The following is a 13881-nucleotide window of genomic DNA, read 5'->3' on the forward strand; positions in this document are numbered from 1 at the left end:
AGGCTGACGTCCGACACTGCACAACCAGTACGTGTTTTGTGTTTGGTGTGGACATGCAGCAGCTGCGCAGCGGCGGCTCGGTTACGTCTCTGGGCGCGACCCAGGTCGCGCGGCCGCTCGGGCGGATCCTTGTCGAGATGGGGGCGATCACGCCCAGGCGCCTCGTGGCGGCGCTGCACCTTCAATCCCGGTTCGACGCGCGCATCGGCGACATCCTGGTGGCCGAGGGCTGGACCAGCCGTCACAGCGTGCTGGCGGCGCTGGCACGACAAACCGACCTCCCCCTGATCGACCTGGACCACGCCCACCCCGATGCCACGCTGATCGCCCAGATGCCGGCCCGGTTCTGGGCCGTGCACGGGGTGATTCCGTGGAAACGGGCCGAGGGGCGCACCCGGATCGTCACCGACGATCCGGCCGGCTTTGCCCGCCTGCGGAGTGTATTGTCCGCCGTGTTTGGCCCGGTGCAGCCGGTGCTGGCGGACCCCGAACAGATCCGCCACACCCTCGCTCGCGCCTGTCGGACCGAACTGGCCGAGGGCGCGAGCACCCGGGTCCCCGCGCATCTGAGCTGCCGTGGCTGGACACCCGCAAGCCGGGCCGTGATCGCACTGGCCTCGGCCATCGGGATCATCCTGCTGACCCTGGCGCCGATGGCCAGCCTGTCGCTGGCCAGCGCCGCGGCGATGATCACTCTGGCCCTGTTCATGTCGTTGCGGCTGACCGGGGCGCTGGCCCATTTGCTCGGGCGCGGCCTTCCGGCGACATCGCCCCCCCCATCCCCCTTCCGCGCCACCGCCGCAGCGGTCGGCCCACCCGCCGCCGCGCCTGCCCACTGTCTCGGTCATGGTCCCGCTCTATCGCGAGAGAGAGATCGCGGACGCGCTGGTACAGCGGTTGTCGCGCTTGACCTACCCCAAGGCGCTGCTCGAGGTGCTGCTGGTGCTGGAAGAGCATGACGACACCACCCGCCGGGCGCTGGCGCAGGCCGAACTGCCCGCCTGGATGCGCATCGTCGAGGTGCCCGCCCACGCCGGGCTGACCACGAAACCACGGGCGATGAACTATGCGCTGGATTTCTGCCGTGGCGCGTTGATCGGGGTCTGGGACGCCGAGGATGCGCCGCAGCCGGACCAGATCGAACGCGTCGTCGCCCGCTTCGCCGAGGTGCCGCCGGAGGTCGCCTGCATCCAGGGCATCCTCGATTTCTACAATCCGCGCACCAACTGGCGCGCGCGCTGTTTCACCATCGAATACGCTGGCTGGTTCCGGGTGATCCTGCCCGGCCTTGCCCGGCTGGGGCTGGTGGTGCCGCTGGGCGGCACGACGCATTTCTTTCGCCGCCGCGCGCTCGAGGAGCTGGGCGGATGGGATGCCCATAACGTCACCGAGGATGCCGACCTGGGCGTGCGCCTTTATCGTGGCGGATATCGCACCGAAATGCTCGACACCGTCACCTTTGAAGAGGCCACCTTTCGCCCCTGGCCCTGGGTCCGGCAAAGATCGCGCTGGCTCAAGGGGTTCATGGTCACCTACCTGGTGCACATGCGCAGCCCCCGCCGGCTGTGGGCCGATCTCGGGGCGGGTCGGTTCCTGGGGATCCAAGCCTTCTTTCTCGGCACCTTGGGGCAATTCCTGTTGGCACCGTTGATCTGGTCGTTCTGGATGCTGGCGCTGGGTCTGCCGCATCCGATCGGGCCACTGGTGCCCCATTCGGTGCTGAGCGCGGGGATCACCCTGTCGGTCTCGGCCGAGATGCTGTCCATGGGGATCGGCATGGCCGCCGTGGCCCGCCCCGAACGGCGCTTCCTGCTGGGTTGGGTGCCGACTCTGGCCGCCTATTACCTGCTGGGCATCATCGCCATCTACAAGGCGATGTACGAGCTGTTTCTCAAGCCATTCTACTGGGACAAGACCCGCCACGGCCGGGCCCGGCCCGACGACCCCACCGCGTGACCGGGTCCATCGCGTGACCGGGCCGGCGGTCAGCGGCCCCTTTCGCGCGCATCGGCGTCCTGTTTCAGACGGGTCATGAAGGCAACCGAGATATGCTCCCTCAGCGCCTTGTCCGCCGCCGCCTCGTCACGGGCCGCGATCGCCGCGACGATGCCGGCATGTTCGTTCTGCGCGATCTCGCCGCGTCCCTCGGCAGCCAGCGAGGTGGTCGCCATCAGCGCCATGGTCCGATGCACCAGGTCAAGCTGCTGCACCAGGTAGCGATTGTGCGAGGCCAGGTGGATCTGCTTGTGAAACCGCCGGTTGGCACGCGCCAGCGCCACCGGGTCGCCGACCAGCGCATCGTCATCCTTGACCATCTCGCGCAGCACGCGAATCTCTTCCTCGGTGGCATGACGCGCCGCCAGCCCCGCCGCCAGCCCCTCCAGTTCGCGCCGGACCACGTAAAGCTCGGCCATCTGGTTGTGATCCAGAGACGCGACGATCAGCGACCGCCCGTCCCGTTCCAGCAGCGATTGCGTCTCCAGCCGCTGCAACGCCTCGCGGATCGGCGTGCGCGACATGCCGAACCGTTCGGCCAGCTCACTCTCGACCAACCGGTCGCCGGGCCGGTAGACGCCGATGTCGATCGCCTCCAGGATCAGGGAATAGGCGTCTTTGGTTGGGGGTTTTGGCTGGCTCATGCGGCAATCGCTCTCCTTGCGGTGGTAGATGCATACAGTCCCGGTGTCCTCCGGATCAAGCACGCCATTGTCACAGCCCGGCGCCGGGACTACATCGGGGGGATGGTCAAACACGCCTTCAGCCACGTGTCGCACTGGGTCTTTGACCTGGACAACACGCTATACCCGCCCCACGCCCGCCTGTTCGACCAGATCGAGGTGCGCATGACCCGCTTCGTGATGGAGGCGCTGAACGTCACCCGCCCCGAGGCCGACCGGCTGCGCAAGGTCTATTGGGCGCAATACGGCACCACGCTGGCCGGGCTGATGCGGGTGCATGGGGTCGATCCTGCCCCCTACCTGACCGAGGTGCACGACATCTCGCTCGATCACCTCGACCGCGACACCGAACTGGCCGCGCATATCGCCGACCTGCCGGGGCGGCGCATCGTCTATACCAACGGGTCCGCCCCCTATGCCGAGCGGGTGCTCGAGGCGCGCGGGCTGGCCGGGCTGTTCGACGCGGTCTACGGCGTCGAACACGCCGGGTTCCTTCCCAAGCCCGAGCGCGCCGCCTTCGAGGCGGTGTTCACCCGCGACGGGGTCAATACTGCCCGCGCCGCGATGTTCGAGGACGATCCGCGCAACCTTGCCGCGCCACACCAGATGGGGATGCGCACGGTGCACGTGGCCCCCGACCGGCACGAGGCGGATCACATCCACCATCACACCGACGATCTGACAGCCTTCCTGTCTCAACTGGTCTGAGATTCCGCCCGAAACCGGCGATTCCCCGCGTTGCGTCAATTCGCGCGTTTCTTTTGCGGCAGCATTTCATACCTAAGCAGTTCGGAACTCCACAATCGAAAGGCTGACCATGTCTTCTGCGCCCGACCACCACGGCTCCAACCAACCCAGCAACAAGACGGCCGCTTGGCTGCTCGTCGCCGTTGTCCTCTTTCTCGCGCTCTGGGCCACCTCGGTGGCGCTGTTCGGCGTGCCCGGCCTCTACCTCCCCGCGCTGGCGCTGGTGCCGGTGGTCTGGGCGGTGCTGATCCTGGTCTCGCGGGGCTAGCCACGCCCCGGCGGCAGGATGTCGTCTGGTCTCTGCCCCACCGGCGCACTAGGTAAGGGAGCAAAGGCTGGAGGCATGCCATGAGCGACACCTGCGACATCCTGATTTCCGGCGGCGGCATCGCCGGGCTGACCGCGGCGGCGGCCTTTGCCCACGCCGGCTTCGACGTGATCTGCGTCGACCCCGCCCCGCCGGTGACCGAGCGCGACGCGCAGGGCTCCGACCTGCGCACCACCGCGATCCTGCAACCGGGTCAGGCGCTGATGGCGCGCTGCGGGCTGTGGGATCGGCTGGCCGACGAGGCCGCGCCGCTGCAGATCATGCGCATCGTCGATGCCGGCGGCGAACAGCCCGAGCCGCGCGTGGTGCGCGATTTCCGTGCCGCCGACATCTCGGACCAGCCGTTCGGCTGGAACCTGCCCAACTGGCTGCTGCGGCGTGAACTGGTGGCGCATCTGGCCACCCTGTCCAACGTCGATTTCCGCCCCGGCATGGGCACCACCACGCTGTTCACCCGCACCGCCGAGGCCCGCGTCGGCCTGTCCGACGGCGCCCGCGTCACCGCCCGGCTGGTGCTGGCCTGCGACGGGCGCGCCTCGCCCATGCGCGAGGCCGCCGGCATCCCCGTGCACACCACGCGCTACGGGCAAAAGGCGCTGGCCTTCGCCGCCACCCACCCCACCCCGCATGACAATGTCTCGACCGAGATCCACCGCTCCGGCGGGCCGTTCACGCTGGTGCCGCTGCCCGATTACAAGGGCAGCCCCTCTTCCGCCGTGGTCTGGATGGAGCGTGGCCCGCGCGCGATGGAACTGATGCAGATGGAGGAAGAGGCGTTCAACGCGGCGATGACCGAACGCTCCTGCGGCCTTTACGGCCCGCTGACGCTGGCCTCGCGCCGCACCGTCTGGCCGATCATCAGCCAGCGCGCCGAGCGGATGGCAGGCGAACGGCTGGCCCTGATGGCCGAGGCCGCCCACGTGGTGCCGCCGATCGGCGCGCAGGGGCTGAACATGTCGCTGGGCGATCTGCGCGCGCTGCTGGAGCTGGCCGAGGCCCGGCCCGAGGGACTGGGCGATGCGCAGATGCTGGAGGCCTATCACAAGGCCCGCCACTCCGAGGTAACGGTGCGGGTGACCGGCATCGACATGCTCAACCGCGCCTCGATGATGGGGGCGCAGCCCCTGCGCGACCTGCGCGCGGCGGGGCTCAGCGCGCTTTATTCCATGGCACCGGTGCGCAAGACCCTGATGCAGATGGGCCTCGGGGTGCGCTGACCCCCGCCCGCGATTGCGCCACTGCACCCGACCGCAGATCGCTGTCATCCCGGACCCCGATCCGGGATATCATGCCCCAAAGCGCCCGGACACTCACCCGAAGGCCCCGGGTCAAGCCCGGGGTGACAGAAACCGCTGGGCCAGCGCCGCGCGGGTCAGTCCTTTACCCTGCCACATCGGCCCCACACGCCCTGTCATCCCGGACCCCGATCCGGGATCCCGTGACAAAAGCGCCCGGACGCCCAACCAAAGACCCCCGGGTCAAGCCCGGGGTGACGGGTTCAGCGCGACGGGTGCGGCGCGACAGGCGCCTTACAGCACCTGGTCGATCACCGCCTTCAGACGCGCCACAGTGGCGGGCACGTCATACAGCTTGTCCAGCCCGAACAGCCCCAGCCGGAAGGTCCTAAAATCTTCGGGCTCGTCGCATTGCAGCGGCACGCCGGCGGCGATCTGCATCCCCAGCGCGGCGAATGCCTTGCCGGTCTGGATCTCCGGATCATCGGTATAGCTGACCACGACGCCGGGCGCGCCGAACCCCTCGGCGGCGACCGAAACGACGCCCTTGTCCTTCAACAGGGCGCGCACCGCGCCTCCCAACTCCCACTGCGCCGCGCAAAGCTTGTCGAACCCATAGGCGCGCGTTTCGGCCATGGTGTCACGAAAGGCACGCAGTGCATCGGTGGGCATGGTGGCGTGATAGGCATGGCCGCCATTTTCATAGGCCTGCATGATCTGCCGCCATTTCTTCAGGTCCAGCGCGAAACTGTCGCTCTCGGTTTCGGCCAGCCGCGCCTCGGCGCGCTCCGACAGCATTACCAGCCCGGCCGAGGGCGAGGCGCTCCACCCCTTCTGCGGCGCCGAGATAAGAACATCGACGCCGGTCTTGCCCATGTCGACCCAGGCGCAGCCGCTGGCGATGCAATCGAGCACCATCAGCGCGCCGACCTCATGCGCCGCCGCGGCCAGCGCGGTGACGTAATCGTCAGGCAGGATCACCCCGGCGGCGGTCTCGACGTGCGGGGCAAAGACGATGCCCGGTTTCTGATCGCGGATCGCCGCGACCACCTCGTCGATCGGGGCGGGCGCAAAGGGCGCGGGCTGGGCGTTGCCGGTCTGGCGCGCCTTCATCACCGTGGCCGTGGCGGTCAGCCCGCCGGTCTCGATGATCTGGCTCCAGCGATAAGAGAACCAGCCGTTGCGCACCACCAGCGCGTCGGTCCCGCGCGCGAACTGGCGCGCCACCGCCTCCATCGCATAGGTGCCGCCGCCGGGCACCAGCGTCACGCCCTGCGCGCCATACACCTCGCGCAGCATCTCCGAGATGTCACGCATCACCTGCTGGAAGGTGGCGGACATGTGGTTGAGCGAGCGGTCGGTGAACACGACCGAGAATTCCTCGAGCCCCTGGGGGTCGACTATATCGAGCAGCGCCATGTGCAGTCTCCTTTTTCCAATGCTGATAGCGCGCCGGCATCGTTTCGGCAAAGGCAAAGCGGCCGCTCAGCCCAGCGGGCCGGGCCGCCGCTCCTCGCTCAGCACCACGTTGGCCTCGACCTCGCCCGCGCCGGGCAGGGTCATGAGCCGCCGCCGCAGCACCCGTTCGAAATCCGACAGGTCGCGCGCCACCACCCGCAACCGGTAATCATAGCGGCCCAGCACGTGCTGCACCGTTTGCACCTCGGGGATGGCGGTGACCGCGCGCTCGAAATCCTCCAGGCTCGCCCGCCCCTTGGCCAGGAGCTTGACGCCGAGGAACACGGTCACGCCGAACCCCAGCGCCTCCTTGTCGAGGTCCAGCCGCCGACCCTTGATCACCCCCGCCTCGGTCAGCCGTTTCACCCGCCGCCAGGCGACCGACTGGCTGACCCCCACCTGCCGGCCCAGTTCGGCGGCGGTCAGTGTCGCGTCACCCTGCAGCGCGCGCAGCACCGCGCGGTCGGTGTCATCCAGGTCGATCATAGCGGCAGGGTCTCCACGTCCTTGATCGTGGTGACATGCATCAGCGCCTCGACATCCACGATATGCGGCAGGATCAGGATGCGGCGGCGATAGATCTCCTGGTAATGGCGCATGTCGCGGGCCAGCACCGTCAACCGCACATCGACCCGACCAAGAAAGGTCTGGATCTCCGAAACCTCCGGCACCTCGCGGGCGACGGCGATGAACTCGTCAAAGGCGCGCGACTCGGTCTTGTCGAGGCTGACCCGCAGCGACACCTCCACCGCATAGCCCAGCGCGCGCCAGTCAATCACCGCGCGCTGCCCCTTGAGCACGCCCAGCGCCTCCAGCCGTTCCAGCCGCTTGTAGGCCTTGCTCGCCGCGACGCCGGAGGTGCGGGCTAGGTCGGCTACGGATTGCGCCGGGTCGGCCTGAAGATGGCGCAACAGGCGCCTGTCGGTGTCATCGAGCATGAATTTTCCGAAATTTCTGCAAAATGCGAAATGATTTCTAACAGAACCAGCAGAAAAATCAAATTCCGTTGCTGCACTTCTCGGGCAACAGGAGCATGTTGTCGCCAACCTAACCAGAACCGGAGAGACGACATGCGCGTTTACTATGACCGCGATTGCGACATCAACCTGATCAAGGACAAGAAGGTGGCGATCCTTGGCTATGGCTCGCAAGGGCATGCCCACGCGCTGAACCTGCGCGACTCGGGCGCCAAGAACCTCGTCGTCGCCCTGCGCGAAGGCTCCGCCTCTGCCAAGAAGGCCGAAGCCGAGGGGCTCAAGGTGATGGGCATCGCCGAGGCCGCCGCCTGGTGCGACCTGATCATGTTCACCATGCCCGATGAACTGCAGGCCGACACCTACAAGAAATACGTGCATGACAACCTCAAGGAAGGCGCCGCGATCGCCTTTGCCCACGGTCTGAACGTGCATTTCGGCCTGATCGAACCCAAGCCGGGCGTCGACGTGATCATGATGGCCCCCAAGGGTCCCGGCCACACCGTTCGCGGCGAATACGTCAAGGGCGGCGGCGTGCCCTGCCTCGTGGCCGTGGACCAGGACGCCTCCGGTAAGGCATTGGAACTGGGCCTTTCCTACTGTTCGGCCATCGGTGGCGGCCGCTCGGGCATCATCGAGACCAACTTCCGCGAGGAATGCGAAACCGACCTGTTCGGCGAACAGGCCGTGCTCTGCGGCGGCGTGGTCGAACTGATGCGCATGGGCTTCGAAACCCTGGTCGAGGCCGGCTATGCCCCTGAAATGGCCTACTTCGAGTGCCTGCACGAGATGAAGCTGATCGTCGACCTGATCTATGAGGGCGGCATCGCCAACATGAACTACTCGATCTCGAACACCGCCGAGTATGGCGAGTATGTTTCGGGTCCGCGGGTTCTGCCCTATGACGAGACCAAGGCCCGGATGAAAGAGGTTCTGCGCGACATCCAGACCGGCAAGTTCGTGCGTGACTTCATGCAGGAAAACGCCGTCGGTCAGCCGTTCTTCAAGGGTACCCGCCGGATCAACGACGAACACCTCGTCGAACAGGTCGGCGGCAAGCTGCGCGACATGATGCCCTGGATCTCGGCCGGCAAGCTGGTGGACCACGAAAAGAACTGATCCACGCGGAATCGCAGTCCATTTCGGAAAGGTCCCGGCGCTGTGTCGGGGCCTTTTTTCGTACACAGGTTTTCCACAGGAAGATTTCGCAGCAACCCTTTGTTATCTGTGTGAAAAAGAAAACGCGCCTCGGCCTCGGGCGGGCAATCCGGGGCGTCCCGGGGCACGGGATGCGGTCGCACCGCCCGATTCGGGAAATTCATGCGCGTTAACGCGATCAGGGCGGGCCGAAATATTTCCCGGAACCCCGGCGGGACAGGACCACGTTTTTGTACGAATAGTAAAAGAAATTAACCGTCACTCCGGGGATATCACCCTGAAAATACGCCCTTTGTACAATTCGCGCAGGAAACTCCCCAAGCAGATGCGCCCGTTCACCGCTTGGTTTTCGCGCATCCCCCTTGATTTTCGAAGGCTGTCGAACCGTTCACGCCGCGCGCGTTGCCGGAACCCACCGGCGCCGGCCCGGTTCGGGGAATTTGCCCCCGATTCTGTACAATCGGGAAAAAACCGGGGTCAGGCCGATACGGCGTCGGCCACCGCCTCGACCACGGAGTCGACGGTGCGGGTCAGCAGCGCGGCGTCCTCGCTCTCGGCCATCACCCGGATCAGCGGTTCGGTCCCCGATTTGCGGATCAGCAGCCGCCCCTTGCCATCGAGCGCGGTCTCGGCGGCGGTGATGGCGGATTGCACCGATGCCATCTCCAGCGGCGCCTGCCCCTTCGAGAAGCGCACGTTCTTGAGCAGCTGCGGCACCGGCTCGAACTGGCGCAGCAGGGCGCTGGCCGGCTGGCCCGAACGGACCATCTCGGCCAGAACCTGCAGCCCGGCCATCAGCCCGTCGCCGGTGGTGGCGTGGTCGCTCATCACGATGTGGCCCGACTGTTCCCCGCCGAGGTTGAAGCCGCCCTCGCGCATCCGTTCGACGACATAGCGGTCGCCGACCCCGGTGCGCTCCAGCCGCAGCCCCTGATCGGCGAGGAACCGTTCAAGGCCGAGGTTCGACATCACCGTCGCCACAAGCGCGCCGCCGGCCAGCTGCCCCTCGGCCGCCCAGCGCGCCGCCAGCAGGGCCATCACCTGGTCGCCATCGGCCACGGCGCCGGTCTCGTCGATCAGGATAACGCGGTCGGCATCGCCATCCAGGCAGATCCCCACGTGGGCGCCATGCGCCACCACGGCTTCGGCGGCGGCCTGCGGCTGGGTCGAGCCGCATCCCCTGTTGATGTTGAGCCCGTCGGGACTGGTGCCCACCGGCACCACCTCGGCGCCCAGCTCCCACAGGATTTCCGGCGCGGCGCGATAGGCGGCGCCGTTGGCGCAATCGACCACCACCTTGAGCCCGTCCAGCCGCAGATCGCGCGGCAACGAGGATTTGACCCGCTCGCCATACCGAAAGCGGGCGTCGTCGATGCGCTTGGCCCGCCCGATGTTGGCCGCCTGCGCCGGTTCGACGCCGCTCTCTATCAGGGCCTCGATCTCGGTCTCTGCCTGATCCGAGAGCTTGAACCCGTCGGGGCCAAAGAACTTGATGCCATTGTCCTCGGCCGGGTTGTGGCTGGCCGAGATCATCACCCCCAGGTCGGCCCGCATGGAGCGCGTCATCAACCCGACGCAGGGGGTCGGCACCGGCCCCAGCAGCAGCACGTTCATCCCGGTCGAGGTCAGCCCGGCGGTCAGCGCGTTCTCGAACATGTAGCCCGACAGGCGGGTGTCCTTGCCGATCACCACCCGGTGCACGCCGCCGGCATCGCGGCGGAAATAGCGCCCCGCCGCCGCGCCGATCCGCAGCGCCATGTCCGCGGTCATCGGTGCGGTGTTGGCCTGCCCCCGCACGCCATCGGTTCCGAACAATTTGCGCATTGCATGGCTCCCTTTATCTCAGTTGTGCCGCGCGGCCTGCCACAGCCTGATCGCCTGAATGGTGTCGCGCACGTCATGCACCCGTAAAAGTTGCACGCCTTGGGCAAGGCCCGCAAGCCCGACGGCGATGGACCCGGGCGCGCGGGCCTCGGCCCGCGGTTCCTCACCGATGGTGCCGATGAACCGCTTGCGCGAGACGCCAAGCAGGATCGCACAGCCCAGCCCGTGAAACAGCGATAGACCGTTCAACAGCGCGAGGTTGTGGTCCCGCGTCTTGCCGAACCCGATGCCGGGATCGGTGACGATCCGGGCGCGCGGAATGCCCTGCGCCTCGAGCGCCGCGATGCGGGTGGCCAGAAAATCGTAAACGTCGAGCAGCACGTCGTCATAGTGCGGATCCTGCTGCATGGTCTCGGGGTCGCCCTGGGCATGCATGACGCAGACGGGCGCGGCGCGGGTGGCGCAGAGCGGTGCAAGGTCGGCGTCAAAGGTGAACCCGGCGACATCGTTGACAAGGTCGGCGCCGGCATCCAGCGCGGCGCGCGCGACCGGCGCCTTGCGGGTGTCGATGGAAACCGCGATCGGGCTTTCCGCCCGGATTGCCGCGATCACCGGGGCGGTGCGGGCAATCTCTTCCTCCACCGGAACCTCCCGCGCGCCGGGGCGGGTGGATTCGCCGCCGATATCCAGGATGTCGACCCCGGCCGCGATCATCGCGCGGGCGCCCTCCAGCGCGGCCTCGGCTTCGTGGTGCTTGCCCCCATCCGAGAAACTGTCCGGCGTGGTGTTGAGGATGCCCATCACGTTGGGGCGGTCCATCGACAGCCCCGCCACCGGCGCGCGCGGCGCGATCAGCGGCGCAAGGTCGTGATCGGGCAGGTCCCCGGCGGGGATCACCTGCGGCGCATGCCCGCGCGCCAGCGCCTCCACATGGGTGAACCAGAGCGGCCCGCCGGCCAGCGGCAGCGCGTCATCGGGGCGGGCCGGCCCGTGCTGGACCAGCGGACGGTAGTAGAAGGTCATAGGCGCGCCTGTTCCACCGGGACGCTGCGCAGCGGCAGATCACCCCCTTCGGGCGCCCCGGCGCCGATCACCAGCATCTCTTCGGCGGCGAAACTGGCGGCGAACCAGGCCGCCAGCGCCACCGCGTCGCCGGGCTGGGTCGCCGGGCCATCAACCGCGTCGAGCACGATCTTGGAGGGGGCCCAGACGCTGATCTGGCCGTGTTTCATCGCCCAGTCCAGCTCGGTCCGGGTCTCGACCACCACGCAGCGCGGATCGCGGGCCGCCAGCACCCAGGCGTTCTGTTCGATCGCCAAGAGGTCGATGCGCCGCTGGGTCATGCGATGGCCGGTGCAGGGGCGCGGCAGATCGGGCGCGCCGACGCAGAGCACCAGCGGGCTGTCGCCCTGTTCCAACTGATCGAGCCAGCCCGAGAGGTTGCCCGAGGCGATGGCGGCATTGGAGAGGTAGACGAGGCGCGGATGCGGGCGATCATCCTCGACCAGCGGGCCATGGGCCATCTGGTTGCGGGCGCGGACGATCTCGACCCCCAGCGCGCCGGGGCCGCGATCCAGCTTTTCGACCCGGACGAAGGCGCGGATTGCCTGCGGTTCCAGCAGGATGCGTTCGGCGATGCGCTCGGCCAGGGTTTCCAGCAGGTTTAGCCGCTCTTCGGCCAGTTCATGCGCGATCGCCTCGGTCACCCGGTCATAGGACAGGATGCGGTCGACATCATCGTCGATCGGGCCGGTCAGCGGCTCGACCTCGACCACGACGTTGAAACAGACCCGCTGGGTGGTGCCGCGCTCGGCCTGAAAGGCGCCGATCTCGACCTCGACCACGTGATCGCGCAGCGAAATCCGGTCAAGCGGGCCGCGTGGCGCGGTGGCCGCCGCCCGTTCGGAGGGATGCGCGAAGGCGAGGCGGATTTCAGTCGTCATGGGATCGGGCCTTTGATCGGTACGTTCAGCCCGAGGTGTAGGCTGAGGGCGCCCTTGTAACAGGCCCGTTCGCGCCACGCCAGCAGCGGAAAACGGCGCATCGGCGGTTTGCATCCGGGCCGGGCGCCGTCCCGATCCCACCACGGGACAGGATACGCGCGCCCACCGGGCCGGGGCGTCACCGGGCGCCACCGCCCCGCGCACCCTTGGCCTCGGCCCGCTGCGCGCCTATAACGACCCCGCATCACAGGGAGCACCCCATGCGACAGGCCAGGATCGCCCGCACCACGGCGGAAACCGAGATCACCGTCGAGATCGACCTCGACGGTTCCGGCAGCTATGACAACGCCACCGGCGTCGGGTTCTTCGACCACATGCTCGACCAGTTGGCGCGCCACTCGCTCATCGACATGACCGTGCGCGCCAAGGGCGATTACCACATCGACGATCACCACACGGTCGAGGATGTCGGCATCGCACTGGGCCAGGCGCTGGCACAGGCACTGGGCGACAAGAAGGGCATCCGGCGCTATGGCGAATGCCACCTGCCGATGGATGATGCGCAGGTGCGCTGCGCGCTCGATCTCTCCGGCCGGCCCTTCCTGGTGTGGAACCTGGAGCTGCCGACGCCCAAGATCGGCAGTTTCGACACCGAGCTTGTGCGCGAGTTCTTCCAGGCGTTCAGCACCCACGGCGGCATCACCCTGCACGTGGACCAGCTGCACGGCTTCAACAGCCACCATATCGCCGAGGCCGCGTTCAAAGCGGTGGCCCGCGCCCTGCGCGTGGCGGTCGAGACCGACCCGCGCAAATCCGACGCGATCCCCTCGACCAAGGGTGCGCTCTGACCGCACCCGACGACGGCCAATCGCACCCCACCTGCAAGGAAAGCAAACCATGCTGACCGCCATCATCGACTATGAAAGCGGCAATCTGCACTCTGCCGAAAAGGCCTTTCAGCGCATGGCGCGCGAGGTTGGCGGCGGCACCGTGGTGGTGACCGCCGACGCCGACGTGGTGGCCCGCGCCGACCGCGTGGTGCTGCCCGGCGACGGCGCCTTTCCCGCCTGCGCGCAGGCGCTGCGCGGCCAGTCCGGCCTGTTCGAGGCGCTGGTCGAGGCGGTCGAGACCCGTGGCCGCCCGTTCCTGGGCATCTGCGTCGGCATGCAGCTCATGGCCACCTGGGGCCGCGAGTACGAGGATACCCAGGGGCTCGACTGGGTCGGCGGCGAGGTGGTGAAGATCACCCCCTCCGATCCCGTCCTCAAGGTGCCGCACATGGGCTGGAACGACCTGGTGATCGACCATCCCCACCCGGTGCTCGACGGGATCACGACCGGTGATCACGCCTATTTCGTGCATTCCTACCAGTTCCGCGTCGATGCGCCCGAGGAGCGGCTCGCGCATGTGGATTACGGCGGCGACGTCACCGCCATCATCGGGCGCGGCACCATGCTCGGCACCCAGTTCCACCCGGAGAAAAGCCAGAAGACCGGGCTGCGGCTGATCGGCAACTTCCTGCGCTGGCGGCCCTGA

General features: G+C 67.7%; 15 protein-coding genes. 8 read left to right on the plus strand and 7 right to left on the minus strand.

Annotated features, from left to right (window positions below; all coding sequences use genetic code 11):
• Positions 1-53 precede the first annotated feature (53 nt).
• Together ABWV23_RS08850 and ABWV23_RS08855 are read left to right on the plus strand one after the other, a co-directional pair.
• The gene (locus tag ABWV23_RS08850; protein WP_353347081.1) at positions 54-959 is read left to right on the plus strand and encodes a cyclic di-GMP-binding domain-containing protein, MshE-related; all 906 of its coding nucleotides are present in this window, start codon (positions 54-56) and stop codon (positions 957-959) included.
• Positions 847-1956 carry a glycosyltransferase family 2 protein gene (locus tag ABWV23_RS08855; RefSeq protein ID WP_353347082.1) on the plus strand — a complete coding sequence of 370 codons (1110 nt, stop codon included), beginning with the start codon at positions 847-849 and terminating at the stop codon, positions 1954-1956. Before ABWV23_RS08850 ends, ABWV23_RS08855 begins: the two co-directional genes overlap by 113 nt.
• Before the next feature lie 29 nt (positions 1957-1985).
• Here ABWV23_RS08855 and ABWV23_RS08860 read toward each other — a convergent pair whose 3' ends face one another.
• On the minus strand, positions 1986-2639 hold the full coding sequence (locus ABWV23_RS08860; protein WP_353347083.1) for a GntR family transcriptional regulator: 654 nt from the start codon (positions 2637-2639) through the stop codon (positions 1986-1988).
• A gap of 102 nt (positions 2640-2741) precedes the next feature.
• Here ABWV23_RS08860 and ABWV23_RS08865 point away from each other — a divergent pair, with 102 nt between their 5' ends.
• From ABWV23_RS08865 to ABWV23_RS08875, 3 genes are all read left to right on the plus strand, one after another.
• The gene (locus ABWV23_RS08865; RefSeq protein ID WP_353347084.1) at positions 2742-3386 is read left to right on the plus strand and encodes a pyrimidine 5'-nucleotidase; all 645 of its coding nucleotides are present in this window, start codon (positions 2742-2744) and stop codon (positions 3384-3386) included.
• Positions 3387-3495: 109 nt separating this feature from the next.
• Positions 3496-3693 carry a hypothetical protein gene (locus ABWV23_RS08870; RefSeq protein WP_353347085.1) on the plus strand — a complete coding sequence of 66 codons (198 nt, stop codon included), beginning with the start codon at positions 3496-3498 and terminating at the stop codon, positions 3691-3693.
• 80 nt (positions 3694-3773) lie between these two features.
• Positions 3774-4970: a UbiH/UbiF family hydroxylase gene (locus ABWV23_RS08875; protein WP_353347086.1), complete on the plus strand. Its 1197-nt coding sequence runs from the start codon at positions 3774-3776 to the stop codon at positions 4968-4970.
• A 312-nt stretch (positions 4971-5282) separates the two neighbouring features.
• Here the strand turns inward: ABWV23_RS08875 and ABWV23_RS08880 are convergent, their stop codons facing one another.
• The 3 genes from ABWV23_RS08880 to ABWV23_RS08890 form a co-directional block, all read right to left on the minus strand.
• Positions 5283-6407 (minus strand): aminotransferase class V-fold PLP-dependent enzyme, encoded by a 1125-nt coding sequence (locus ABWV23_RS08880; RefSeq protein ID WP_353347087.1) that lies wholly within the window; start codon positions 6405-6407, stop codon positions 5283-5285.
• Between the two features lie 66 nt (positions 6408-6473).
• Positions 6474-6932, minus strand: a complete 459-nt coding sequence (locus tag ABWV23_RS08885; RefSeq protein WP_353347088.1) for an Lrp/AsnC family transcriptional regulator — start codon at positions 6930-6932, stop codon at positions 6474-6476.
• Positions 6929-7384, minus strand: a complete 456-nt coding sequence (locus ABWV23_RS08890; protein ID WP_353347089.1) for an Lrp/AsnC family transcriptional regulator — start codon at positions 7382-7384, stop codon at positions 6929-6931. Before ABWV23_RS08890 ends, ABWV23_RS08885 begins: the two co-directional genes overlap by 4 nt.
• A gap of 132 nt (positions 7385-7516) precedes the next feature.
• Here ABWV23_RS08890 and ilvC point away from each other — a divergent pair, with 132 nt between their 5' ends.
• Positions 7517-8539 (plus strand): ketol-acid reductoisomerase, encoded by a 1023-nt coding sequence (gene ilvC / locus ABWV23_RS08895; protein WP_353347090.1) that lies wholly within the window; start codon positions 7517-7519, stop codon positions 8537-8539.
• Positions 8540-9055: 516 nt separating this feature from the next.
• On the opposite strand, the gene glmM is transcribed toward ilvC, so the two are convergent.
• The 3 genes from glmM to ABWV23_RS08910 are packed head-to-tail and all read right to left on the minus strand — an operon-like array spanning position 9056 to position 12345.
• Positions 9056-10402, minus strand: coding sequence for a phosphoglucosamine mutase (glmM, locus tag ABWV23_RS08900; RefSeq protein WP_353347091.1), 1347 nt, complete (start codon positions 10400-10402; stop codon positions 9056-9058).
• Between the two features lie 18 nt (positions 10403-10420).
• Positions 10421-11425 carry a dihydropteroate synthase gene (gene folP, locus ABWV23_RS08905; protein ID WP_353347092.1) on the minus strand — a complete coding sequence of 335 codons (1005 nt, stop codon included), beginning with the start codon at positions 11423-11425 and terminating at the stop codon, positions 10421-10423.
• Positions 11422-12345, minus strand: a complete 924-nt coding sequence (locus ABWV23_RS08910; protein WP_353347093.1) for a dihydroneopterin aldolase — start codon at positions 12343-12345, stop codon at positions 11422-11424. Before ABWV23_RS08910 ends, folP begins: the two co-directional genes overlap by 4 nt.
• Positions 12346-12605: 260 nt before the next feature.
• On the opposite strand from ABWV23_RS08910, the gene hisB reads away from it, so the two are divergent.
• Entirely contained in the window at positions 12606-13193 is a 588-nt protein-coding gene (gene hisB, locus ABWV23_RS08915) for an imidazoleglycerol-phosphate dehydratase HisB (RefSeq protein WP_353347094.1), read from the plus strand.
• A gap of 49 nt (positions 13194-13242) precedes the next feature.
• Positions 13243-13881, plus strand: a complete 639-nt coding sequence (hisH, locus tag ABWV23_RS08920) for an imidazole glycerol phosphate synthase subunit HisH (RefSeq protein WP_353347095.1) — start codon at positions 13243-13245, stop codon at positions 13879-13881.

This window comes from Aquicoccus sp. SU-CL01552 (assembly GCF_040365005.1).
In the GTDB taxonomy this organism is placed as follows: Bacteria; Pseudomonadota; Alphaproteobacteria; order Rhodobacterales; family Rhodobacteraceae; genus Antarcticimicrobium.